19 protein-coding genes are annotated in these 20760 nt (G+C 67.9%); 8 read left to right on the forward strand and 11 right to left on the reverse strand.

Annotation, left to right across the window (positions count from 1 at the left end; all coding sequences use genetic code 11):
• Positions 1-94: 94 nt before the first annotated feature.
• Genes AC3WQR_RS29975 through glyQ form a run of 5 tightly spaced genes read right to left on the reverse strand, consistent with a single transcriptional unit; the run spans position 95 to position 5548 of the window.
• Entirely contained in the window at positions 95-1042 is a 948-nt protein-coding gene (locus tag AC3WQR_RS29975; RefSeq protein ID WP_492745626.1) for a M48 family metallopeptidase, read from the reverse strand.
• A gap of 51 nt (positions 1043-1093) precedes the next feature.
• Positions 1094-1873, reverse strand: a complete 780-nt coding sequence (locus AC3WQR_RS29980; RefSeq protein ID WP_070062938.1) for a lysophospholipid acyltransferase family protein — start codon at positions 1871-1873, stop codon at positions 1094-1096.
• Complete coding sequence (gene gmhB, locus AC3WQR_RS29985) at positions 1873-2451, reverse strand: D-glycero-beta-D-manno-heptose 1,7-bisphosphate 7-phosphatase (RefSeq protein WP_070062939.1); 579 nt, start codon at positions 2449-2451, stop codon at positions 1873-1875. The genes AC3WQR_RS29980 and gmhB overlap by 1 nt, the downstream gene beginning before the upstream one ends.
• 37 nt (positions 2452-2488) lie before the next feature.
• A complete protein-coding gene (gene glyS, locus AC3WQR_RS29990) occupies positions 2489-4624 on the reverse strand; it encodes a glycine--tRNA ligase subunit beta (protein WP_492745628.1) in 2136 nt (711 codons plus the stop codon).
• Between the two features lie 15 nt (positions 4625-4639).
• Positions 4640-5548, reverse strand: coding sequence for a glycine--tRNA ligase subunit alpha (gene glyQ, locus AC3WQR_RS29995; protein WP_062481784.1), 909 nt, complete (start codon positions 5546-5548; stop codon positions 4640-4642).
• A 227-nt stretch (positions 5549-5775) separates the two neighbouring features.
• Here glyQ and AC3WQR_RS30000 point away from each other — a divergent pair, with 227 nt between their 5' ends.
• Genes AC3WQR_RS30000 through AC3WQR_RS30010 form a run of 3 tightly spaced genes read left to right on the forward strand, consistent with a single transcriptional unit; the run spans position 5776 to position 8416 of the window.
• On the forward strand, positions 5776-6744 hold the full coding sequence (locus AC3WQR_RS30000) for a diacylglycerol/lipid kinase family protein (protein WP_159272764.1): 969 nt from the start codon (positions 5776-5778) through the stop codon (positions 6742-6744).
• Positions 6741-7568: a metallophosphoesterase family protein gene (locus AC3WQR_RS30005; protein WP_095947893.1), complete on the forward strand. Its 828-nt coding sequence runs from the start codon at positions 6741-6743 to the stop codon at positions 7566-7568. The genes AC3WQR_RS30000 and AC3WQR_RS30005 overlap by 4 nt, the downstream gene beginning before the upstream one ends.
• A gap of 53 nt (positions 7569-7621) precedes the next feature.
• Positions 7622-8416, forward strand: a complete 795-nt coding sequence (locus tag AC3WQR_RS30010; RefSeq protein WP_492745614.1) for a phosphatase PAP2 family protein — start codon at positions 7622-7624, stop codon at positions 8414-8416.
• 132 nt (positions 8417-8548) lie between these two features.
• On the opposite strand, the gene AC3WQR_RS30015 is transcribed toward AC3WQR_RS30010, so the two are convergent.
• From AC3WQR_RS30015 to AC3WQR_RS30040, 6 genes are all read right to left on the reverse strand, one after another.
• On the reverse strand, positions 8549-9619 hold the full coding sequence (locus AC3WQR_RS30015) for an asparaginase (RefSeq protein ID WP_062481776.1): 1071 nt from the start codon (positions 9617-9619) through the stop codon (positions 8549-8551).
• Between the two features lie 111 nt (positions 9620-9730).
• Complete coding sequence (gene chrA / locus AC3WQR_RS30020) at positions 9731-10978, reverse strand: chromate efflux transporter (protein ID WP_492745616.1); 1248 nt, start codon at positions 10976-10978, stop codon at positions 9731-9733.
• 36 nt (positions 10979-11014) lie between these two features.
• On the reverse strand, positions 11015-12643 hold the full coding sequence (gene lnt, locus AC3WQR_RS30025) for an apolipoprotein N-acyltransferase (RefSeq protein ID WP_492745619.1): 1629 nt from the start codon (positions 12641-12643) through the stop codon (positions 11015-11017).
• Positions 12643-13521 (reverse strand): CorC family transporter, encoded by an 879-nt coding sequence (locus AC3WQR_RS30030; RefSeq protein ID WP_099793257.1) that lies wholly within the window; start codon positions 13519-13521, stop codon positions 12643-12645. The genes lnt and AC3WQR_RS30030 overlap by 1 nt, the downstream gene beginning before the upstream one ends.
• Positions 13522-13611: 90 nt before the next feature.
• Positions 13612-14340: a GNAT family N-acetyltransferase gene (locus AC3WQR_RS30035; RefSeq protein WP_062482250.1), complete on the reverse strand. Its 729-nt coding sequence runs from the start codon at positions 14338-14340 to the stop codon at positions 13612-13614.
• Between the two features lie 109 nt (positions 14341-14449).
• Positions 14450-14923, reverse strand: a complete 474-nt coding sequence (locus AC3WQR_RS30040; RefSeq protein ID WP_062482247.1) for an Lrp/AsnC family transcriptional regulator — start codon at positions 14921-14923, stop codon at positions 14450-14452.
• A gap of 156 nt (positions 14924-15079) precedes the next feature.
• On the opposite strand from AC3WQR_RS30040, the gene hppD reads away from it, so the two are divergent.
• From hppD to AC3WQR_RS30065, 5 genes are all read left to right on the forward strand, one after another.
• Positions 15080-16207, forward strand: coding sequence for a 4-hydroxyphenylpyruvate dioxygenase (hppD, locus tag AC3WQR_RS30045; RefSeq protein WP_062482244.1), 1128 nt, complete (start codon positions 15080-15082; stop codon positions 16205-16207).
• A gap of 29 nt (positions 16208-16236) precedes the next feature.
• Positions 16237-17049 (forward strand): transporter substrate-binding domain-containing protein, encoded by an 813-nt coding sequence (locus tag AC3WQR_RS30050; RefSeq protein ID WP_095947889.1) that lies wholly within the window; start codon positions 16237-16239, stop codon positions 17047-17049.
• A gap of 20 nt (positions 17050-17069) precedes the next feature.
• Complete coding sequence (phhA, locus tag AC3WQR_RS30055; protein WP_492745622.1) at positions 17070-17942, forward strand: phenylalanine 4-monooxygenase; 873 nt, start codon at positions 17070-17072, stop codon at positions 17940-17942.
• Between the two features lie 128 nt (positions 17943-18070).
• On the forward strand, positions 18071-19762 hold the full coding sequence (locus AC3WQR_RS30060; RefSeq protein ID WP_492745624.1) for an AMP-binding protein: 1692 nt from the start codon (positions 18071-18073) through the stop codon (positions 19760-19762).
• On the forward strand, positions 19755-20702 hold the full coding sequence (locus AC3WQR_RS30065) for an MBL fold metallo-hydrolase (protein ID WP_492745625.1): 948 nt from the start codon (positions 19755-19757) through the stop codon (positions 20700-20702). Before AC3WQR_RS30060 ends, AC3WQR_RS30065 begins: the two co-directional genes overlap by 8 nt.
• Positions 20703-20760 lie beyond the last annotated feature (58 nt).

Raw genomic sequence — 20760 nt, forward strand, 5'->3', positions numbered from 1 at the left:
CGCCTTTTCTTTGCTTACTTTCTTTTGGCGAAGCAAAAGAAAGTGAGTCCGCCGCCGGGCGGAACTCCCGGCCCCGGGAAGCAAACACGCAAAGTCAGCCCCACCGAGGCACAGCCTCATCCTTCAACTGCTGCCTAAGCACCCCATAGTCAGGCACCACGCTTTCAACGGTCTCCCAGAACCGATGCGAGTGATCCATAACCCGCAGATGCGCCAACTCATGCGCAACGACATAGTCGATCACCGGCAGGCGAAAGTGAATCAACCGCCAGTTCAGTCGAATCGACCCATCCGCACTCGCACTTCCCCACCGCGTGGCAGCGTTAGAGAGCGACAGCTTCTGCCATGACACCCCAAGCAGCGGCGCAAAGTGATCCAGCCGTTCGATGAACAGCTTTCGAGCCTGCCGCATCAACCAGGCCTGCGCCGCATCCCGAATCTGCGAAGGCGCAGCGTTCTGCGCCACAGCCAGCCGCAGCGTCCGCGGCCCACCGCCTTCGACAGCAGGATCGAGCGTCCCGCCCACACTGGCAAACCCGTGCTTCGGATCGAGCCGGATCACCACCAGTTCGCCAAGAAAAGGAAACTCCGCCCCATCTTCCCAAGCAATCCGCGTCGCCTCAACACGTGCATTGCGTTGCTGCGTCTCCGCCAGCTTGCGCAAAATCCAGTCGGCCTTCTCACGCACCGCCGCATCGACATCGCGCAGCGTGACCCACCGCGGCGCCCGCACCGACAGTCCTTCGGCACCAACCAGAAAACCGATGGTCTTGCGCTGCCCCCGCTTGAACTCGTAGGCCACCCGCGCCGACCCCAGAACCACTTCACGCGTGGCCTGCGGATGTGTGAAATTCGCCAGCGTCAGCGTGTCAGCCAACGGCACCGCAGGACGCGGATCAACGGGTCCGACAGGTGAAGGCGCGACAGCCACCACCGGCGCGGGAGCAGCAGGTGGCACAGGCGCTGGGGCCTTCTTCCGCGGCCGCCGCGGCGGCGCAGCAGCAGGCGCCGGCGTGCTCCCCTGCCCCTCGAAGAGGTCCATCGTGAACTGCAGCATTCCCCGCATGTCGGGCCCGGGTCTGAGGGTGGCGCGTCAGCCCGCTTCGCGCGGCAACGTCTGCTGCGGCTGCGCCGGGGTGTCGCTATAAGCCTCGGGGTCGAGGCGGCGCATCTCGGCCTCGATCCAGGCTTCGACTTCGCGCATCAGCTCGTCGGGCTTGCGGCCCACGCTCGAGATCGCCGGGCCGATCGACACGTCGACCACGCCAGGGCGCTTGATGAAGGCCTTGCGCGGCCAGACCTTGGCCGAGGTGACGGCAATGGGGATCACGGGCACGCCGGTTTCGCAGGCCAGGCGCGTACCGCCGCTCTTGTAGGTGCCCTTTTGGCCACGCGGAATGCGCGTGCCTTCGGGGAACATGATGATCCAGATGCCCTGCGCGAGCAGCTTGCGACCCTGGTTCACCACCTTGTTGAACGCCTGCGCGCGCTGGCTCCGGTCGATGTGGATCATGTCCAGCCGCGCCATCGCCCAGCCGAAGAACGGCACGTAGATCAGTTCCTTCTTGAAAACGAAGGCCAGCGGGTGAGGCATCAGCGTGGGCATGAGGAAAGTCTCGAGCGTGGACTGGTGCTTCACCAGCAGCACCGCGCCGGCGAGCTTGTCGGTCGGCAGGTTTTCCATGCCGGTCACGCGGGTCTTGATGCCCAGCAGCACGCGCGCGCCACCGATGGCCCAGCTGAGCCATTGCTCGGCCATCCAGTACAGCGGAATGCCACGCTTCCAGAGCGAGCTGACGCACATGATGATGCCCCAGGGCACCACGGTGACAAGCATCCACAGGGCGTGGAGAACGGAACGGAGAAACGCCATCAGACAGCCACCTGCAGTGCAGCCCGCGCTTCGCGCGCGAGCAAAAAGTCGACAAAGGCGGCGAGGTCTTCATGCACCCTCGTGTCCGCCGGATATTCGGGAGGCAGCGGGTGAACCCCGCGGCACGCCGCGCCCATGCCCGTGAGCAGCAAGTGCGGTTCGCAGCCGGCAGCGGCGCCGGCCTGCAGGTCGCGCAGGCTGTCGCCCGCGGTGGGCACGCCCTTCAGGTCGATGCCGAAGCGGTCGCCGATCTGAAGGAACAGCCCTTCCTTGGGCTTGCGGCAGTCGCAGCCTTCGTCGGGGCTGTGCGGGCAATAGAACACCGCATCCACCTTGCCGCCCACGGCCGCGAGCATCTTGTGCATCTTGGCGTGCATGGCGTTGAGCGAGGCCATGTCGAACAGCCCGCGGCCCAGGCCCGACTGGTTCGACGCGACCACCACATGCCAGCCCGCATGGTTCAGGCGCGCCACGGCCTCGAGCGCACCGGGCAGCGGCGTCCACTCGATGTCGCTCTTGACGAAATCTTCGCGGTGCACGTTGATCGTGCCGTTGCGGTCGAGGATGACGAGCTTCATGGCGGAACCGCTCCTGGTGGAGGGATGGGGCACGGGGTCAGACAGCCAGCCGCTCGAGCTGCGCCACGCGGTTCATCGCGCTGTGCAGCGACATCAGCAGGCCCAGGCGGTTCAGCCGCAGGTCGGCCTGTTCGGCATTCACCATCACGTCCGTGAAGAACGCATCGACCGGTTCGCGCAGCGCGGCCAGCGTCTGCAGTGAGCCGGTGTAGTCGCCCGCGTCGAACTGGGCGTTGGCAGCGGGCACGACTTGCGCCATGGCGGCGTGCAGCGCCTTCTCGGCAGGCTCCTGCAGCAGGAGTTCGCTCACGTGCGCGTCGGCCTCGGGCGCCTTCTTCAGGATGTTGCCGATGCGCTTGTTGGCGGCGGCCAGAGCGGCGGCGGCGGGCAGTGCGGCAAAGGCGCGCACGGCCGCCAGCAGCTTGGGCACTTCGCCCAGGCGCTGCGGCAGCGGGGCCAGCACGGCGTCGACTTCCTGGGCGCTGGCGCCCTGCTCGCGCAGGCTGCCGGCGAGGCGGTCGAGGATGAAGTCGCGCAGCTCGACCGTGGCCTTGCTGCTGTCGAAACCGTCGATGGCGCTGAACTGCGCGGCGGCGTCCTGCAGCAGGGCGTCGAGCCCCAGCGCGAGGTCTTTCTCGATCAGCATGCGGATCACGCCCAGCGCGTGGCGGCGCAGCGCGAACGGGTCGCGGTCGCCGGTGGGCAGGTTGCCGATGCCGAACATGCCGACCAGCGTTTCGAGCTTGTCGGCCAGCGCGACCACGAGGCCGACGGTGTTGCGCGGCAGCTCGTCGCCGGCGAAGCGCGGCTTGTAGTGGTCTTCGATCGCATCGGCCACGGCGGCGTCGAGGCCGTCGTGCAGCGCGTAGTAGCGGCCCATGGTGCCCTGCAGCTCGGGGAACTCGCCGACCATGTCGGTCACGAGGTCGGCCTTGGCCAGCTGGGCGGCCTGGGTGGCCTGCGCGGCGAGCGTGGCGTCGCCGAGCTTTTCGGCAATGCCGCGCGCGATGTGCATCACGCGTTGCACGCGTTCGCCCTGCGTGCCGAGCTTGTTGTGATAGACCACCTTGCCCAGCGACTCGACGCGCGAGGCCAGCGATTTCTTGCGGTCCTGGTCGAAGAAGAACTTGGCGTCGGCCAGGCGCGGGCGCACGACGCGCTCGTTGCCGCCGGTCACGGCGCTCGCGTCGTCGGGGCTGATGTTGCTGACGACGAGGAACTTGTTGGTGAGCTTGGCTTGCGCGTCGAGCAGCGGGAAGTACTTCTGGTTGGCCTTCATCGTGAGGATGAGGCACTCCTGCGGCACTTCGAGGAACTCGCGCTCGAAGCTGCAGACCAGCACGTTGGGGCGTTCGACCAGCGCCGTGACTTCGTCGAGCAGCGCATCGTCGTGGATCGGCACGGAGCCGCCGCCCACCGTCACAGCGGCGGCCGCGAGCTGGCGTGCGATTTCGGCGCGACGCGCTTCAAAGCTGGCGATGACGGCGCCGTCGTCCTGCAGCTGCAGGGCGTAGCTGTTGGCATCGCGCAGCACCACGGGGTCAACCGCCGCCTCGAAGCGGTGGCCGTGCGTCTCGCGGCCGGCCTTCAGGCCCAGCGCCTCGATGGGCACCACGGTGTCGGCATGCAGCGCCACGAGGCCGTGCGCGGGGCGCACGAAGCTCACGCTGCTCCAGCCGGGCAGCTCGCAGCCGCTTTCGAGCTGGTAGCTCATGACCTTCGGAATCGGCAGCTTGGCGATGGCTTCGGCCAGGGCCTTCTGCAGGCCTTCGGCCAGCGTGGCGCCCTTGGCGGTGCTTTCGTAGAAGAGGGCTTCGGCCTTGCCGTCCATGGCGCGCTTGAGGCCCGGCACGGCCGAGGCATCGGCGCCGAGGGCGGCCAGGCGCTTGAGCAGCGCGGGCGTCGGTTGGCCCGAGGCATCGAGCCCCACAGCCACGGGCATGAGCTTTTGCGACACAGCCTTGTCGGCGGCGCGCTCGGCCACGTGCGTGAGGTGGGCGGCCAGGCGGCGCGGCGACGCGTAGGGCGTGAGCACCGAGCCGGCCTCGGCCAGGCCTTGGGCCACGAGCTGGTCGCGCAGCACGCCGGCAAAGGCCTCGCCGAGCTTCTTCAGCGCCTTGGGCGGCAGCTCTTCGACAAACAGTTCAACCAGCAGGGAGTTCTTGTTGTTCATGGGAATCGTCATCGCTCAGGCGGCTTTCTTCGGGGGCATCTGCGCGACCCACTCGCGCGGGGCCATCGGGAAGCCCAGGCGCTCGCGGCTGTCGTAGTAGCTCTGCGCCACGCTGCGCGCGAGGTTGCGGATGCGGCCGATGTAGGCCGCGCGCTCGGTCACGCTGATCGCGCCGCGCGCGTCCAGCAGGTTGAAGCTGTGTGCGGCCTTGAGCACCTGCTCGTAGGCCGGCAGCGCGAGCTGCTCGGTCATGAGGTGCTTGGCCTGCTTCTCGTGCGCGGCGAAGGCGGTGAAGAGGAACTCGGCGTCGCTGTGCTCGAAGTTGTAGGTCGACTGCTCGACTTCGTTCTGCTTGTAGACGTCGCCGTAGCTCAGGCCGTCGGTCCAGGTGAGGTTGTAGACGTTGTCCACGCCTTGCAGGTACATGGCCAGGCGCTCCAGGCCGTAGGTGATCTCGCCGGTGATCGGCTTGCAGTCGATGCCGCCGACCTGCTGGAAGTAGGTGAACTGGGTCACCTCCATGCCGTTGAGCCAGACTTCCCAGCCCAGGCCCCAGGCGCCGAGTGTGGGGTTCTCCCAGTCGTCTTCCACGAAGCGGATGTCGTTCTTCTTCAGGTCGAAGCCCAGGGCCTCGAGGCTGCCGAGGTAGAGCTCGAGGATGTTGCTGGGCGCGGGCTTGAGCACGACCTGGTACTGGTAGTAGTGCTGCAGGCGGTTGGGGTTCTCGCCGTAGCGGCCGTCCTTGGGACGGCGGCTGGGCTGCACGTAGGCGGCCTTCCAGGGCTCGGGGCCGAGCGCGCGCAGGAAAGTGGCGGTGTGCGAGGTGCCCGCGCCCACTTCCATGTCGTACGGTTGCAGGAGCGCGCAGCCCTTGTCGGCCCAGTACGACTGCAGTTTGAGAATGATTTGCTGGAAGGTCAACATGAAGCTGGCCGGCGTCGAGGGCCGGACATTGGACGGGACGGTGGCGCGGCACACGCCGCGAAAGGCGACGATTTTACGTTCGCGGGAGGGCATCTCTCCCACAGCCGCTCGGGATGCCGGCTGCCGCGACAGCCCGCGCGGCTGTGGGACAAAGCCCGGCCCCGCACGCTTTTTTGCGTTTCCCGCCGCTTTCGGCACTTTCCTGCGCTTTCCCCCTCTCTCACTGCATGGCATCGCCTCACATCGGCCCCGACACCCCGTTTTTCATCGTGCTCAACGCCGGCTCCGGCAGCGAAGACGCCGCGCAGGCCCGGCAGGTCATCGACGACGCCTTTGCCGCGGACGGCCGCCGGCACCGCGTGTTCCTCGTGGACGGCCCCGGCCGCGTGCAGGCGCTGGCGCGCGAAGCGGTCGAACGGGCCCGGGCCGTGGGCGGCGTGGTGGTGGCCGCGGGCGGCGACGGCACCATCAACGCCGTGGCCCAGGCCACGCTGGGCAGCGGCTGCCCCTTCGGCGTGCTGCCCCAGGGCACCTTCAACTACTTCAGCCGCACCCACGGCATCCCGCGCGACACGGCGCAGGCGCTGCAGGTGCTGCTGACGCAGCAGCCCCGGGCGGTGCAGGTGGGGCTGGTGAACGACCGCGTGTTCCTGGTGAACGCCAGCATGGGCCTGTATGCCGACCTGCTGGAAGAGCGCGAGAGCCACAAGGCACGCTTCGGCCGCCACCGCTGGATCGCCTTCTACTCGGGCCTGCTGACGGTGCTGCGCGGGCGCCATCGCCACTGGCAGCTGCGCATCGCCTCGCACGGCCACGAGCGCGACATCCGCACGCCCACGCTGTTCGTGGGCAACAACCCGTTGCAGCTGATGCAGGCGGGCGTCGACCACGCCGAGGCGCCCGAGCAGGGCCGGCTGACCGCGGTGGCGCTCAAGCCGGTCGGCCTGCTGTCGATGCCGGGGCTGCTGGTGCGCGGCGCACTCGGGCGGCTGGGCGACGCCGACGAGGTGCTGAGCTTTCCCTTCGAGTCGATGACGGTGAAGGCCGGCCGGCTGCGCACGCCGCGCCGCGTGAAGATCGCCACCGACGGCGAGATCGACTGGGTCGACATGCCCTTGCTGTTCCGCGTGGCGCCCGACCCGCTGTGGCTGGTGCGGCCCGACAGCGCGCCCGAGCTGGAGGCGGCACGGCCATGAGCTGCCTGCTGCAAGTGTCCGACCCGCACTTCGGCACCGAACAGCCCGAGGTGCTGCAGGCGCTCGAACGCCTGGCGCACGCGCTGGCGCCGCAGGCGGTGCTGCTGTCGGGCGACATCACGCAGCGCGCCACGCGCCGCCAGTTCGCGGCGGCGCGCGCCTTCGCCGACCGGCTGGCGGCGCCGGTGGTCGCGATTCCGGGCAACCACGACATCCCGCTGTTCCAGCTGGCGGCGCGCGTCTTCTCGCCCTACGGCCGCTACACCGAGGCCTTCGGCGCCGACCTGGAGCCGGTGTTCGCCTGCGACGACTGGCTGGTGGTCACGGTCAACACGACGCGCTGGTACCGGCACGAGGACGGCGAGGTGTCGCCGGCTCAGGTCGAGCGCGTGGCGGCGCGACTGGCACAGGCTTCGCCCCGGCAGGTGCGCGTGGTCGTGACGCACCAGCCGGTGCTGGTGACGCGGCCCGAAGACCGGCAGAACCGCCTGCACGGGCGCGCGGCGGCGGTGGCGCGCTGGACGGCGGCGGGCGCCGACCTAGTCGTCGGTGGCCACATCCACCTGCCCTTCGTGCGCCCGCTGGACGAGCACTTTCCGGGCTGCCCGCCCACGGCCTGGGCGGTGCAGGCCGGCACCGCCGTGTCGACGCGCGTGCGCTGGGACGCGCCCAATTCGGTGAACGTGCTGCGCGCGGAAGCGTCCGGCGACGGCGCGCAGCGCGTGTGCGTGGTCGAGCGCTGGGACCATTCGGCGGCCGACAAAGCCTTCACGCGCGTCGACCTATTGCGGCTTCCGCTTGCCAGCCGCGCGACGGCCCCTTAGGGTTGCGCCGCATGCCTCCTGCGGACACCCTTCTTCTTTCTTCTTCAGCCCCCTTGGTTCTTCTTGCACAGCAGCTGGGCGAACACGCCCTGGTCTGGTTCGCGCTCGCGCTGACCGTGTCGGTGCTCGGCGCCGGCCTCGCCTGCCGGATGCTGCAACGGCGCCATCCGCTGCCCGACACCGGCGAGCCTGACGAATCGCGCCTGGCGCTCGGCCTGGGCCTGGGCTTCGTGCTGATCCTTGCGGCGGCGGTGCTGGTCGCGTGGATCGCCTCGCACCTGGGCGACGGCCGCACCATGGGCCGCGCCGACCAGGCGCTGGCCGACGCCATCGCCGCCCACGTGCCGTGGGGCGCGCTCGTGAGCTTCAGCTGGCTCACGCACCTGGGCGACGCGCAGCTGCTCGCGCCCGTGTGCGGACTGGTCGCACTGCTGCTGTGGCGCAACGCGCACCGCGGGCTGGCGCTGGGCTGGGTGACCGCGCTCGGCGGCATCGTGGTGCTGAACCCCGCGCTCAAGCACATCTTTGCGCGGGCCCGGCCGGTGCATGACCACGGGCTGGCGCTGGAGACGAGCTTCAGCTTTCCCAGCGGCCACAGCGCGGGCGCGATCGTGAGCTACGGGATGCTGCTGTACCTGGCGCTGCGACTGCTGCCGGCGCGCTGGCATGTGCCGGCCGCCATGGCCTCGGTGGCGGCCATCGTCACCATCGCCTGCAGCCGGATCTTCCTGCAGGTGCACTTCGCGAGCGATGTCGCGGCCGGCCTGCTGACCGGCCTGGGCTGGCTGCTGGTGTGCGTGAGCAGCCTGGAATACGCAAGACATCGCCGCCAACGCGCGCAGCGTTAAAAACAAAAAAACCCGCCGGGCGCAGCCTCGGCGGGTCTTCCAGAAACACCACGGATCCGGCTGCGCCGGTCCGTCGGTGTTGCCCCCGGAAGGGGGTGGGCGGCTACGCGAAGCGAGCAAGCCTGGGGGAGATCAATACTCCCAGAAGATGCGCTGAAGCTCTTTGGTGTTGTTGGTCTTGGTCAAGGCCACCATCGCCAGGATGCGCGCCTTCTGCGGGCGCAGATCGTGCGCCACCACCCAGTCGTACTTGTCGTCGGGCTGCTCGGCATTGCGGATCACGAAGCCGTCGGGCACGCGCGAGCTGCGGATGACGATCACGCCGTCGGTGCGTGCCTTCTGCAGGTTCGGCACGATCCGGTCGGCCACCGAGCCATTGCCCGTGCCGCCGTGGATCAGCGCCTTGGCGCCGCTCTTGGCGATCGCGTCGATGGCCACCGAGGACACGCCTTCGTAGCCCATCGCGATCTCGACCGGCGGCAGCGCGGTGATGGTGTCGATGTTGAACTCCGAGTTCGTGGTGTGGCGCTTCACCGGCGCGCGGAACCAGTAGTTCTTGCCCTCGACGATCATGCCCAACGGCCCCCACTGGCTGGAGAACGCGCTGGTCTTGATGTTGACGTTCTTGCTCACGTCGCGGCCGGTGTCGATGTTGTCGCCCATCGTCACGAGCACGCCCTTGCCCATCGCGTCCTTGCTGCCCGCCACGTTCACCGCGTCGTACAGGTTGAGCGCACCGTCGGCCGACAGGGCCGTGCCCGGGCGCATCGAACCGACCACCACGATCGGCTTGTTGGTGTGCACGGTCAGCGTCAGGAAGTAGGCGGTTTCTTCCAGCGTGTCGGTGCCGTGGGTGATGACGATGCCGTCCACGTCCGACTGCTTGGACAGCGCCGAGACGCGCTTGGCCAGCGTCATCAGGTTGTCGTTGGTGAGGCTTTCGGAAGCCACCTGGAACACCTGCTCGCCGCGCACGTTAGCGACCTTGGCCAGCTCGGGCAGGCCGGCGATCAGCTTCTCGACGCCGACCTTGGCGGCCGCATAGGTGGCGCTGTTGACGGCCGACGCGCCGGCACCGGCGATGGTGCCGCCGGTCGCCAGGATCACCACGTTGGGCAGCGCCTGCTGGGCCTGCGCGAGCGCGCTGGCCGCGAGCAGTGCGGCACCGGCCGCAAAGGCACGGAAATGGGTAGAAAAGTACATACGGGCTCCTTGGTTTGAGGATGATTTCTCGAGGCGGCGAGGAAGATACATGAACCATGCCCGCATGCCATGCCGCTGCATGCCGGCATGGCATGCGGTCATGCGCCGGCCTTAGAGGGCCAGCAGCCAGCCCGCCACCGCCGCCAGCCCGACGACCCACACCGGCGACAGGCGCGCGTAGACCAGCAAGCCGAACGCCGCCAGCGCCAGCCCGAAATCGGCCTTCAAGTGGATGGCGCTCGTCCACACCGGGTCGTAGAGCGCGGCGAGCAGCACGCCGACAACCGCCGCGTTGACGCCCGCCATCGCGCGCTGGACGCCATCACGCTGGCGCAGCGTCTCCCAGAACGGCAGCGCGCCGGCCACCAGCAGGAAGGCGGGCAGGAAGATGGCCAGCAGTAGCGCCACGCCGCCCACCCAGCCGCCGAACGGTCCCGGCATGGCGGCACCGAGGAAGGCGGCGAAGGTGAACAAGGGCCCCGGCACGGCCTGGGCCGCGCCGTAGCCGGCCAGGAACACGTCGTTCGAAACGAGGCCCGGGGGCACCACACTGGCCTGCAGCAGGGGCAGCACGACGTGCCCGCCACCGAACACCAGCGCGCCCGATTGATAGAAGGAAGCGATGACGGACAGCGGCTGCCACTGTGTCGCCGCAGCCAGCATCGGCAGCGCGACGAGCAGCACGGCGAACAGGCCCAGCAGCGCGGCGCCCGTCGCCTTGCTCACGCCGTGGTCGTGGTGTTGCGCGGCAGGAAGCTGGCCCAGCTGCAGCGCCCATCGACCGACGACACCTCCGGCGACGATGGCGACGATCTGCCCCACAGCCGAAGGCACCGCAAGCACCAGCAGCGCCGCGACGACGGCCACGCCCGCGCGCAACCGGTCGGGGCACAGCGACTTCGCCATTCCCCACACCGCCTGCGCGACGACGGCCACCGCGACGACCTTCAGCCCGTGCACCGCGCCCGATTGCGCCAGGCCCGCCCAGTACGTGACGCCGGCCGCAAAGAGGATGAGCGCCACGGCGGACGGCAGCGTGAACCCGAGCCACGCCGCCAGCGCCCCGCCCCAGCCCGCGCGGCCGAGCCCCAGCGCGATGCCGACCTGGCTGCTCGCGGGACCGGGCAGGAACTGGCACAGCGCCACGAGGTCGGAATAGCGTTTGTCGTCGAGCCACTTGCGGCGCTCCACGAACTCCGTGCGGAAGTAGCCCAGGTGCGCCACCGGCCCGCCGAAGGAGGTCAGGCCCAGCTTCAGGAAGGCGAGAAAGACTTCGAGCACCGAGCCCCTGGCGCGAAGGTCGCCTGCGCCATCAACAGCGGGTGGCGCGGCGGGCTTGGGGCGGTGGTGGTGCTTCATGGGCGATGACGTCGAATGCGCATCCGCCGGTGCGGCTCAGCCCCGGGTGCGCCCGGGCCGGAAGAAGACCGCGCCCAGCGCGACGATCACGAGCGCCGCGATCCACAGCGGCCACAGGCCGAAGGGCGCGACCCAGCGCGCGAAGGGCGTGAGCCCGCGCCGACCCTCGACCGGCGCTTCGAGCACGCCGCGCGTAAGGCGCGGCAGCTCGTGCGTGACGCGGCCCGCGGCGTCGATCACCACGGTGGCGCCGGTGTTGGTGGACCGCACCATCGGCCGCGCGAACTCGAGCGCACGCATGCGCGAGATGGCCAGGTGCTGGTCGATGGCGACCGAGTCGCCGAACCAGGCGATGTTGCTGACGTTGAGAAGGATGGTCGGCGCTGTGGCCTCGTCGCGGAAGTTCGCGCCGATCTCGTCGCCGAACAAATCTTCGTAGCAGATGTTGGGTGCGATGCGCTGGCCCTGCCAGACGAAGGGCGCCTGCGCGAGGCCGCCGCGCTCGAAGTCGCCCAGCGGGATGCTCATCATGCGGATGAACCAGCGAAAGCCCGGCGGAATGAATTCGCCGAAGGGCACGAGGTGGTGCTTGCTGTAGGCGTAGGGCTGCGCCGCGCCACCGGGCATGAAGCCGAGCACGGCGTTGCGGTAGGTGCCCGGCCCGTCGCCGAGCGGCAGCCCGACGATGGCCGCCTGCTGCGAGCCCGGCTGGCCGTAGCGTTCCTGGATCGCGTCGAGGTAGCCGGCGGGCAGCTGGCGCGGCAGCAGCGGCAGCGCGGTTTCGGGCGTGACCACGAGCTGGGCCTTGGCGTCGCGCAGCTGTTCGGCGTACCAGCGCAAGGCGGTTTCGATGCCACCGCCCGGAATGAATTTCTCGTCCTGCGGGATGTTGCCCTGCAGCAGCGCGACCTGCAGCGTGCCGGCAGTGCCCTGCGCACCGCGCGCATCGGCAGGCAGCGGCGAGACAACGTTGGGCAGCACGAAGACCGCGGCGAGCAGCACCGCGGCCAGCGCCGTCGGCACCACGCCACGCAGCGGCAGGCGCCGCGCGACCAGCGCCACGGCCAGTGCCGCCGCGGCGCCGATGCCGTACACGCCGACCCACGGCGCCAGCGCGGCCAGCGGACCGTCGACATGGGCGTAGCCGCCCGCGCCCCAGGGAAAGCCGGTGAACCAGCTGCCGCGCACGAGCTCGGCCAGCGTCCACAGCGCCGCGAACACGAAGGCACCGGCGACGCGCCCCGTCGGCCCGCGCACCACGAACCAGGCGCAGGCCACGGCGTAGTAGAGCCCGAGCGCCGCCGCCAGCGCGAGCACGGCGATCACCGCCAGCGGCGCCGGCAGCCCGCCGTAGGTGTGCATCGAGATGAAGAGCCACCAGAAGCTGCCGGTGAGCCAGGCGGTCGCGAACACCCAGCCGTGCAGGCTGGCGCGGCGCCAGCCCGCGCCTTGGGCGCGCAGGCCGTCGAGCAGCCAGACCAGCCCGGCCAGCGACAGCAGCTGCAGCCACCACAGCGGACGGCCGTCGCCCGGCCAAGCGATGGACAGGGCCTGCGCCACGCCCGCCAGGCCGAAGCCGAGCAGGCGAAGCAGCCCGGAGGCGGCGGAGGAAGGGGGAGAGGTGGGCGAGACGCGGGCCGGGGCCGCTGCTGCGGGCGCCGGCATCAGTCGGCCGCGTCGCCGCCGCGCGCCGGCGACACCCGGAACCAGCGCACCGCGCCGCCCTTGGTGTGCAGCACGACGAAGTCGAAGCCGCCGATGGCGTGGTGCTCGCCGCGCTTGGGCACGTGGCCCATCTCGTGCGCGATGAGTCCGCCGATGGTGTCGAAGTCTTCGCTCAGCTGTTCTTCGTTGAAGACGATGCCGAAGGCCTCGGCCACGCGCTCGATGGGCGTGTCGCCCGAGACGCGGTAGGTGTGATCGGCCAGGCCGAAGATGTCGCCCTCGTCTTCGGCGATGTCGAACTCGTCCTCGATCTCGCCGACGATCTGCTCGAGCACGTCCTCGATGGTGATGAGGCCCGCCACGCGGCCGAACTCGTCGATGACGATGGCCAGGTGGTTGCGGTTGCCGCGGAACTCGCGCAGCAGGTCGTTCAGGCCCTTGCTCTCGGGCACGAAGGTGGCCGGACGCAGCAAGGCGCGGATGTTCAGGCCCGGCGCGCGCTGCAGCTTGAGCAGGTCTTTCGCGAGCAGGATGCCGATGATGTTTTCTTTTTCGCCCTCGTAGACCGGAAAGCGCGAGTGCGCGGTCTGGATCACCGAGTGCAGCAACGCGTCGAAGGGCGCGTCGATGTTCACGAGGTCCATGCGCGGCGCCGCGACCATCACGTCACCGGCCGTCATGTCGGCCATGCGCAGCACGCCTTCGAGCATCACGCGCGATTCGGCGCCGATCACCTCGTTGTCCTCGGCATCGGCGAGGGTTTCGATCAGCTCGTCGCGCGAATCGGGGCCGGGGTGGATGAATTCGGCGAGCTTCTGGAGAAAGCCACGCTTGTCTTCCCGTTCAACGGGAGCGCGTTCAGGGTGAGGGTCGGCCACTGCGGGAGGGCGGAGTTGAAGAGAGACAAGGATAACGGATTGCGCATGACAGGCTCTACCGTCCGGCCGGCATAGGCCGGCCCTGCCCGCTCACGGCGCCGATTTGCTTCTTGCGTCGCGCATGCCGCTGCGCACTTCCTGCAGGCTCGCCAGGAAGGCCCAGAACTGCTTGGCGCGGCTCTTGAGTGCGAAATCGACCGCGGCGTAGTGCTCCAGCGCGATCTCGCTCATGCGGCTGTCGAAGGTGGCGGTGGGCAGCTGCAGGTGCGCTTCCGACTCCGAGCCGCTGCGCACCACGGTGGCGCCGGCGTTGCGGGCGATCTTGAGCATGGCGGCGTTTTCGCTCAGCGCATGGATGAAGAGCATGCCCACGCCTTCGTTACGCGCGGCAACCACGGCACGCTCGAACAGGCGCGCGCCATAGCCGCGGCCGCGAGCGTGCGACGACACGGACACGCCGAATTCGGCGCAGTCGCTGTGCTGGTCGCCGGGCGCATAGGCCACGTGCGCCATCGCGATCAGGTCGAGGCGGCGGTTGTAGATGCCGAACAGTTCGTCACGGTCGAAGTCCAGGCCTTCGACATAGCGCAGGACCTGCTCGTCGGCCGCGGCATAGCCGAAGCGCAGGTAGCGGTCGTGCGGCGTCAGGTCCAGCAGGTGGCGCGCGATGCGTTCGCGCTCGCGCGGGCCGATCGAGCGGATCGGCACCATGACGGGTGGGGGCGCGCTGACGGCGCGCGGTTGCGCCTCAACCATCGGCGCCTTCAGGAAAGAGCCGAGGCCGAGAGACGCTTTGAGGAGGGTCTTGGCGGTAAGCATGGCTCCAATGTAAGGGTTTTCCCTTAATCACCAAGCCTGCAAGGACACTTTCTGGACGCATTCGTGACTCGATACCAGAGTCCGTGGTGTTTACGCAACCAATTTGTGGTTAAACGGGCACAGATGTTGTGGCTTTGACACGATCGAGCACAAAGCTGGTCTTGCAGTCTTCGACGCTGGGGTGCTTCAACAGGGTGTCCATGATGAAGCGGCTGTAGTGCGCCATGTCGGCCACCACCACGCGCAGCAGGTAGTCCATGTCGCCGGTGAGGGCCGCGCACTCGACCACCTCGGGCCAGGTCTGCACGCTGGCGCGGAACAGGTCCATGGGGTTGCGCTTGTGGGTTTCGGTGTGCTTTTCGAGCCGCACGTTCAGGTAGGCCGTGAGGCCCAGGCCGACCGCCTCGGGTTGGACCAGGGCCACGTAGCGGTCGATGACCTTGTGCTCCTCGAGCCGCTTGACCCGCCGCAGCACGGCGCTGGGCGACAGGCTGACCTGCTCCGCGATCTGGTCGTAGGTGGCGCGGCCGTCTGCTTGCAGCATGCGCAAAATGAGTCGATCTATCTTGTCGAGTGCTTCCATTTCGTCATTTTTGCAGTTTTACTGCGTCATGGCCACCCAGGGCGCCCAGAAACGCAGAAAACCTGAACGCCTTCCGACCTACAGTGCAGCACGGCCCGAATCCGAGCCTTTGTTTTCCTTTCTGCACAACTTCCCCACTTTTCGGAGACAGCACCCATGAGCCACGCCGACGCCCCCGCCTTCACGCCCTGGGAGAACCCGATGGGCACCGACGGCTTCGAATTCATCGAGTACGCGGCACCCGATCCGGTCGCGATGGGCAAGGTGTTCGAGCGCATGGGCTTCGTGGCCATCGCCAAGCACCGCCACAAGAACGTGCTGCTGTACCGCCAGGGCACGATCAACTTCATCCTGAACGCCGAGCCCGATTCGTTCGCCCAGCGTTTTGCGCGCGAGCACGGCCCGAGCGTGTGCGCCATCGCCTTCCGCGTGCAGGACGCCAAGCAGGCCTACGAGCGCGCCACTGCGCTGGGCGCCTGGGGCTTCGCCGACAAGGCCGGTCCGGGCGAGCTGAACATCCCCGCCATCAAGGGCATCGGCGACAGCCTGATCTACCTGGTGGACCGCTGGCCGGGCAAGAACGGCGCGCAGCCGGGCGACATCGGCAACATCGGCTTCTACGACGTGGACTTCGAGGCGCTGCCGGGCGTGTCGTCGCAGGACGCGCTGGCGCGCAAGGGCAATGGCCTGACCTACATCGACCACCTGACGCACAACGTGTACCGCGGCCGCATGGACGTGTGGGCCAACTTCTACGAGAAGCTCTTCAACTTCCGCGAAGTGAAGTACTTCGACATCGAAGGCCAGGTGACGGGCGTGAAGAGCAAGGCCATGACCAGCCCCTGCGGCAAGATCCGCATCCCGATCAACGAAGAAGGCAAGGAACAGGCCGGCCAGATCCAGGAGTACTTGGACATGTACAAGGGCGAGGGCATCCAGCACATCGCCATGGGCTCGGACAACCTGTATGAGAGCGTCGACGCGCTGCGCGCCAACGGCGTGACGCTGCTGGACACCATCGACACCTACTACGAGCTGATCGACAAGCGCATTCCGGGCCACGGCGAAAGCGTGGCCGAGCTGAAGAGCCGCAAGATCCTGATCGACGGCAAGAAGGACGCACTGCTGCTGCAGATCTTCAGCGAGAACCAGCTGGGCCCGATCTTCTTCGAGTTCATCCAGCGCAAGGGCGACGACGGCTTCGGCAACGGCAACTTCAAGGCGCTGTTCGAGAGCATCGAGCTCGACCAGATGCGCCGGGGCGTGCTGAGCGCCGCAAAATAAGGCGCTTCACCACTGCCCTGGAGCCCGGCATGCGCCACGCGTCTTCTTCGACTGTCGTCACTTCCTTTGTCGCGGCAGCCGCCGCTGCTGTCGTGCTCTCGGGCTGTGCTTCGGCGCCGCCCGCGGCCGGCCCGGGTGCCTCGCACCTGGACACGGTGCAGAAGGCGGCCGTGCTGCGCATCTGCACGCCGGGCGACTACCGGCCCTTCAGCTTCCAGAAGGCCGACGCCTCGTTCGAAGGCATCGACGTCGACCTGATGGCCGGCTTCAGCGCCAGCCTCGGCGCGAAGCCCGAATGGGTCAAGACGACGTGGGCCAACTTGCTGCCCGACCTGGCCGCAGGCAAGTGCGACATCGCCGTGGGCGGCGTGTCGGTGACCACCGACCGCCAGAAGCGCGCCTTCTTCAGCGCGCCCTACATGGTCAACGGCAAGACGCCCATCGCGCGCTGCGCCGACGTGGCCAAGTACCAGAGCGTGGCGGCCATCGACCAGCCGTCGACCCGCGTGATCTTCAACCCGGGCGGCAGCAACGAGCGCTTCGCCCGCACCAACTTCAAGCAGGCCAGGCTCACGCTGCACGGCGAGAACGTCACGATCTTCGACGAGATCCTGGCCAATCGCGCCGACGTGTTCGTCACCGAATCGGCCGAGGCCATCACGCAGCAAAAGCTCAAGCCCGGGCTGTGCGCGGTGAACCCCGACAAGCCGCTGCAGTACGGCGAGATGGCCTGGATGCTGCCGCGCGACGACGTGGCTTTCAAATCGTATGTCGACCAATGGCTGCACCTGCAGCAAGCCGGCGGCGACTTCCAGCGCGTGATGGACCGCTGGCTCAAGTAACCCGAGAAACCGAACGCCCCATGGATACCCCCGCCGCCGTTGTCACTCCCGCCGTCTATGGCGCCTCCGATCGCCCGCCGCGCGGCGACTACTCGCGCGGCGGTTCGGTGCAAGCCGACTACACCTGCCCGCAGGACTGGGCCAGCTACACGGCGGCCGACCACGATACCTACAAGCGGCTGTACGAACGCCAGGCCGCGCAGCTGACGGGCCTGGCCTGCGACGCCTTCATCAAGTCGCTGCCGCTGCTCGGCGTGAAGGACCGCATCCCGCGCTTCGAGGAACTCAACGAACGCCTGCACCGCGCCACCGGCTGGGAGATCGTCGCGGTGCCGGGGCTGATTCCCGAACTGCCTTTCTTCACGCTGCTGGCGAACCGCAAGTTCCCGGTGACCGACTGGATCCGCAAGCCCGAAGAGTTCGACTACATCGTCGAGCCCGACGTGTTCCACGACCTGTTCGGCCACGTGCCGATGCTGTTCGACCCCACCTTCGCCGACTACGTGCAGCGCTACGGCCAGGGCGGCATCAAGGCGCACGAGCTGGGCGCGGGCGAGAAGCTGGCGCGGCTGTACTGGTACACGGTGGAGTTCGGCCTGATCCGCCAGCCCGAGGGCCTGCGTGCGTACGGCGCCGGCATCCTGAGCTCGGTCGGCGAACTGCAGCACGCGGTGCGCAGCCCCGAGCCGCACCGCCTTCCGCTCGACCTGCTGCGCACCATGCGCACGCGCTACAAGATCGACACCTACCAGGCCAACTACTTCGTGATCGAGAACTTCGCGCAGCTCTTCGATCTCACGGCACCCGACTTCACGCCGCTGTACCGCGCGCTCGAGGTGCAGCCCGACATTCCGGCCGGCGTGCTGCTGCCGGGCGAATCCGGCAACGCCTGATCGGCATCTGTGTGACTCCCGCGCGCACGGCGGCTATCGCCTGCGCGACACCGGGTATGCGCCCCTAGGACAAGCCCGCTGGCGGGTGGGAGGCATTGGCTCCCACAATCCGCGCCAAAGGAGCTTGCATGCAGACATCCGCGCGACAGAACTACCCGGCCGGCGTGCCGCACGAGATTCATCCGGAGCAGTACCGCTCCCTGCCTCACATGTTCGACGAGGCCTTCGGCCGCTACAAGGACCGTCCGTTCTCGGTCTGCATGGAGCGCTGGATGTCGTACGGCGAGCTCGACACGCTCTCGAAGGCGATGGGCGCCTGGCTGCAATCGCAGGGCCTCGCGCCCGGTGCGCGGGTGGCGATCATGCTGCCCAACGTGCCGCAGTTCGCGGTCACGATGTGCGCCGTGCTGCGCGCGGGCTACACCTGCGTCAACGTCAATCCGCTGTACACGGCGCGCGAGCTGGAGCACCAGCTCAAGGACTCCGGCGCCACCGCCATCGTCATCCTCGAGAACTTTGCCGCCACGCTCGAGCAGGTGATCGAGCGCACGCCGGTCAAGCACGTGGTGATGACTGCGATGGGCGACCTGCTCGGCGGGCTGTACGGCACGTGGATCACGGTGGCCGTGCGCCACCTGGCCAAGATGGTGCCGCCCTACAAGCTGCCGCTGAGCGACGGCCGCACGGTCACGCCGTTCAAGCAGGCGATTGCCGAAGGCCGCGGGCGCACGCTCGGGCCCGACCAGAGCACGCTCGATTCGATCGCCTTCCTGCAGTACACGGGTGGCACCACCGGTTTGTCGAAGGGCGCCGTGCTGACCCACCGCAACATCGTGGCCGCCACGCTGCAGGCCGAAGCCTGGTTCACGCCCGCATTGGCGCGGGCCGGCGACCTGGCGAAGGTCAACAGCATCGCCGCGCTGCCGCTGTATCACATCTTCGCGCTGACGCTGTGCCTGCTGGTGATCCGCCAGGGCTCGCACATGACGCTGATTCCGAACCCGCGCGACTTCAACAAGTTCGTCGCGGTGTTGAAGAAGCGGCCCTTCCACATGCTTCCGGCGGTGAACACCCTGTTCAATGCGCTGCTGATGCACCCGGAGTTCAAGACGGTCGACTTTTCGACGCTGTTCGTCTCGCAGGCCGGTGGCATGGCTGCCTCCGAAGGCACGGCGCGCAAGTGGTTCGAAGCCACCGGCTGCCCGATGATCGAAGGCTGGGGCATGAGCGAGACCTGCGCGATCGGCACCAACAACCCGGTGTCGAACACGAAGTTCACGGGCACCATCGGCCTGCCGTTGCCGAGCATTGAGATCGCGATCAAGGACGATGAAGGCCAATCACTGCCGATCGGACAGGCGGGCGAGCTGTGCATCAAGGGGCCGAACGTGATGACCGGCTATTACAACCAGCCCGTCGAGACGGCCGCAGCCTTCACGGCCGACGGCTTCATGCGCACCGGCGACATCGCCGTGATGCAGGAAGACGGCTACAGCCGGATCGTCGACCGCAAGAAGGACATGATCCTCGTGAGCGGTTTCAACGTGTTCCCCAACGAACTGGAGAACGTGATCTCGCTGTGCCCGGGCGTCGTCGAATGCGCGGCCGTGGGCGTGCCGGACGAGAAGCAGGGCGAAGCCATCAAGGTCTTCGTGGTCCGCAAGGACCCGACGCTGACGGAAGACGCCGTGCTCCAGTACTGCAACGGACAGCTCACCGGCTACAAGCGGCCGAAGCACATCGAGTTCCGCGAGTCGCTGCCCAAGACCAACGTGGGGAAGATCCTGCGGCGCGAGCTGCGCACCAGCGCCGGTGCCTGAGCGCGTGGGGCACCACGGGGAAGCCAGCGCCGGGCTGCCGGCGAATGTCATCGTGTTCGAGCGGGGCTGGCTGTCTTCGAACAACATCCTCTTCGTCGGAGCCGAGGAAACGGCGCTGGTCGACACCGGCTATGCCACGCATGCCGATCAGACGCTGGCCCTGGTGGAGTCGGTGTTGGGCAAACGTCCACTCGATCGGGTGCTGAACACACATCTGCACGGCGATCACTGCGGGGGGAACGCGGCGTTGCAGCAGCGTTATCCATCGCTGCGGACGGACATTCCGCCTGGAGAGGCTGCGCTGGTCGAGCGATGGGATGCGCAGAGTCTGAGTTTTCTTGCGACGGGGCAGAGTTGCCCGCGCTTTGGCTTCACTGGACTGCTCGAGCCAGGCACTGAATGCCTGCTGGGAGACAGCGCGTGGCAAGTGCATGGGGCTCCAGGTCACGATCCGCACTCGGTGATCCTGTTCGATCCGGTGTCGCGGACTCTGATTTCAGCGGACGCGCTCTGGGAGAACGGGTTTGGCATCGCCTTTCCGGAGCTGATGGGTGAGCCCTCGTTCGGGGACATTGCGGCAACGCTCGATTTGATCGAGAAGTTGGCGCCGCAGCAGGTGATTCCAGGGCATGGCGGCGTTTTCGCCGACGTCGAGCGCGCGTTGCAGACGGCGCGCAAGCGTTTAGCTGGCTTAGAGCGAGACCCAGTGAAGCACGCGCGTCACGCGATGAAGGTGCTGATGAAGTTCAAGCTTCTGGAGCTGCATGCGGTGCCGTACGCTGAGTGGGATGCGTGGCTAGCTGGAACGCCCTATTTCGAGTTGATCCGAGCTCGATTCTTTGCCGATGAGACGCTGGAAGCTCTGACGTCGAACCTGCTTGCAGAACTGATAGCGGTTGGCGCAGCACAATCCGATGCCTTGGGAGTTCACAACGCCTGATTAGCAGTTGTTTGCCGCAATAAAAAAAGCGCTGCTTCTTTCGAGTCAGCGCTTTTTA

The organism is Variovorax sp. FW305-3-2-15-B-LB1, assembly GCF_058787635.1.

What these genes read in the sequence shown, in the direction of transcription:
- AC3WQR_RS29975 (WP_492745626.1), bottom strand. Translation starts at nt 1,042, where the DNA reads ATGGACCTCTTCGAGGGGCAGGGGAGCACGCCGGCGCCTGCTGCTGCG.
- AC3WQR_RS29980 (WP_070062938.1), bottom strand. Translation starts at nt 1,873, where the DNA reads ATGGCGTTTCTCCGTTCCGTTCTCCACGCCCTGTGGATGCTTGTCACC.
- gmhB (WP_070062939.1), bottom strand. Translation starts at nt 2,451, where the DNA reads ATGAAGCTCGTCATCCTCGACCGCAACGGCACGATCAACGTGCACCGC.
- glyS (WP_492745628.1), bottom strand. Translation starts at nt 4,624, where the DNA reads ATGAACAACAAGAACTCCCTGCTGGTTGAACTGTTTGTCGAAGAGCTG.
- glyQ (WP_062481784.1), bottom strand. Translation starts at nt 5,548, where the DNA reads ATGTTGACCTTCCAGCAAATCATTCTCAAACTGCAGTCGTACTGGGCC.
- AC3WQR_RS30000 (WP_159272764.1), top strand. Translation starts at nt 5,776, where the DNA reads ATGGCATCGCCTCACATCGGCCCCGACACCCCGTTTTTCATCGTGCTC.
- AC3WQR_RS30005 (WP_095947893.1), top strand. Translation starts at nt 6,741, where the DNA reads ATGAGCTGCCTGCTGCAAGTGTCCGACCCGCACTTCGGCACCGAACAG.
- AC3WQR_RS30015 (WP_062481776.1), bottom strand. Translation starts at nt 9,619, where the DNA reads ATGTACTTTTCTACCCATTTCCGTGCCTTTGCGGCCGGTGCCGCACTG.
- chrA (WP_492745616.1), bottom strand. Translation starts at nt 10,978, where the DNA reads ATGAAGCACCACCACCGCCCCAAGCCCGCCGCGCCACCCGCTGTTGAT.
- lnt (WP_492745619.1), bottom strand. Translation starts at nt 12,643, where the DNA reads ATGCCGGCGCCCGCAGCAGCGGCCCCGGCCCGCGTCTCGCCCACCTCT.
- AC3WQR_RS30035 (WP_062482250.1), bottom strand. Translation starts at nt 14,340, where the DNA reads ATGCTTACCGCCAAGACCCTCCTCAAAGCGTCTCTCGGCCTCGGCTCT.
- AC3WQR_RS30040 (WP_062482247.1), bottom strand. Translation starts at nt 14,923, where the DNA reads ATGGAAGCACTCGACAAGATAGATCGACTCATTTTGCGCATGCTGCAA.
- hppD (WP_062482244.1), top strand. Translation starts at nt 15,080, where the DNA reads ATGAGCCACGCCGACGCCCCCGCCTTCACGCCCTGGGAGAACCCGATG.
- AC3WQR_RS30050 (WP_095947889.1), top strand. Translation starts at nt 16,237, where the DNA reads ATGCGCCACGCGTCTTCTTCGACTGTCGTCACTTCCTTTGTCGCGGCA.
- phhA (WP_492745622.1), top strand. Translation starts at nt 17,070, where the DNA reads ATGGATACCCCCGCCGCCGTTGTCACTCCCGCCGTCTATGGCGCCTCC.
- AC3WQR_RS30060 (WP_492745624.1), top strand. Translation starts at nt 18,071, where the DNA reads ATGCAGACATCCGCGCGACAGAACTACCCGGCCGGCGTGCCGCACGAG.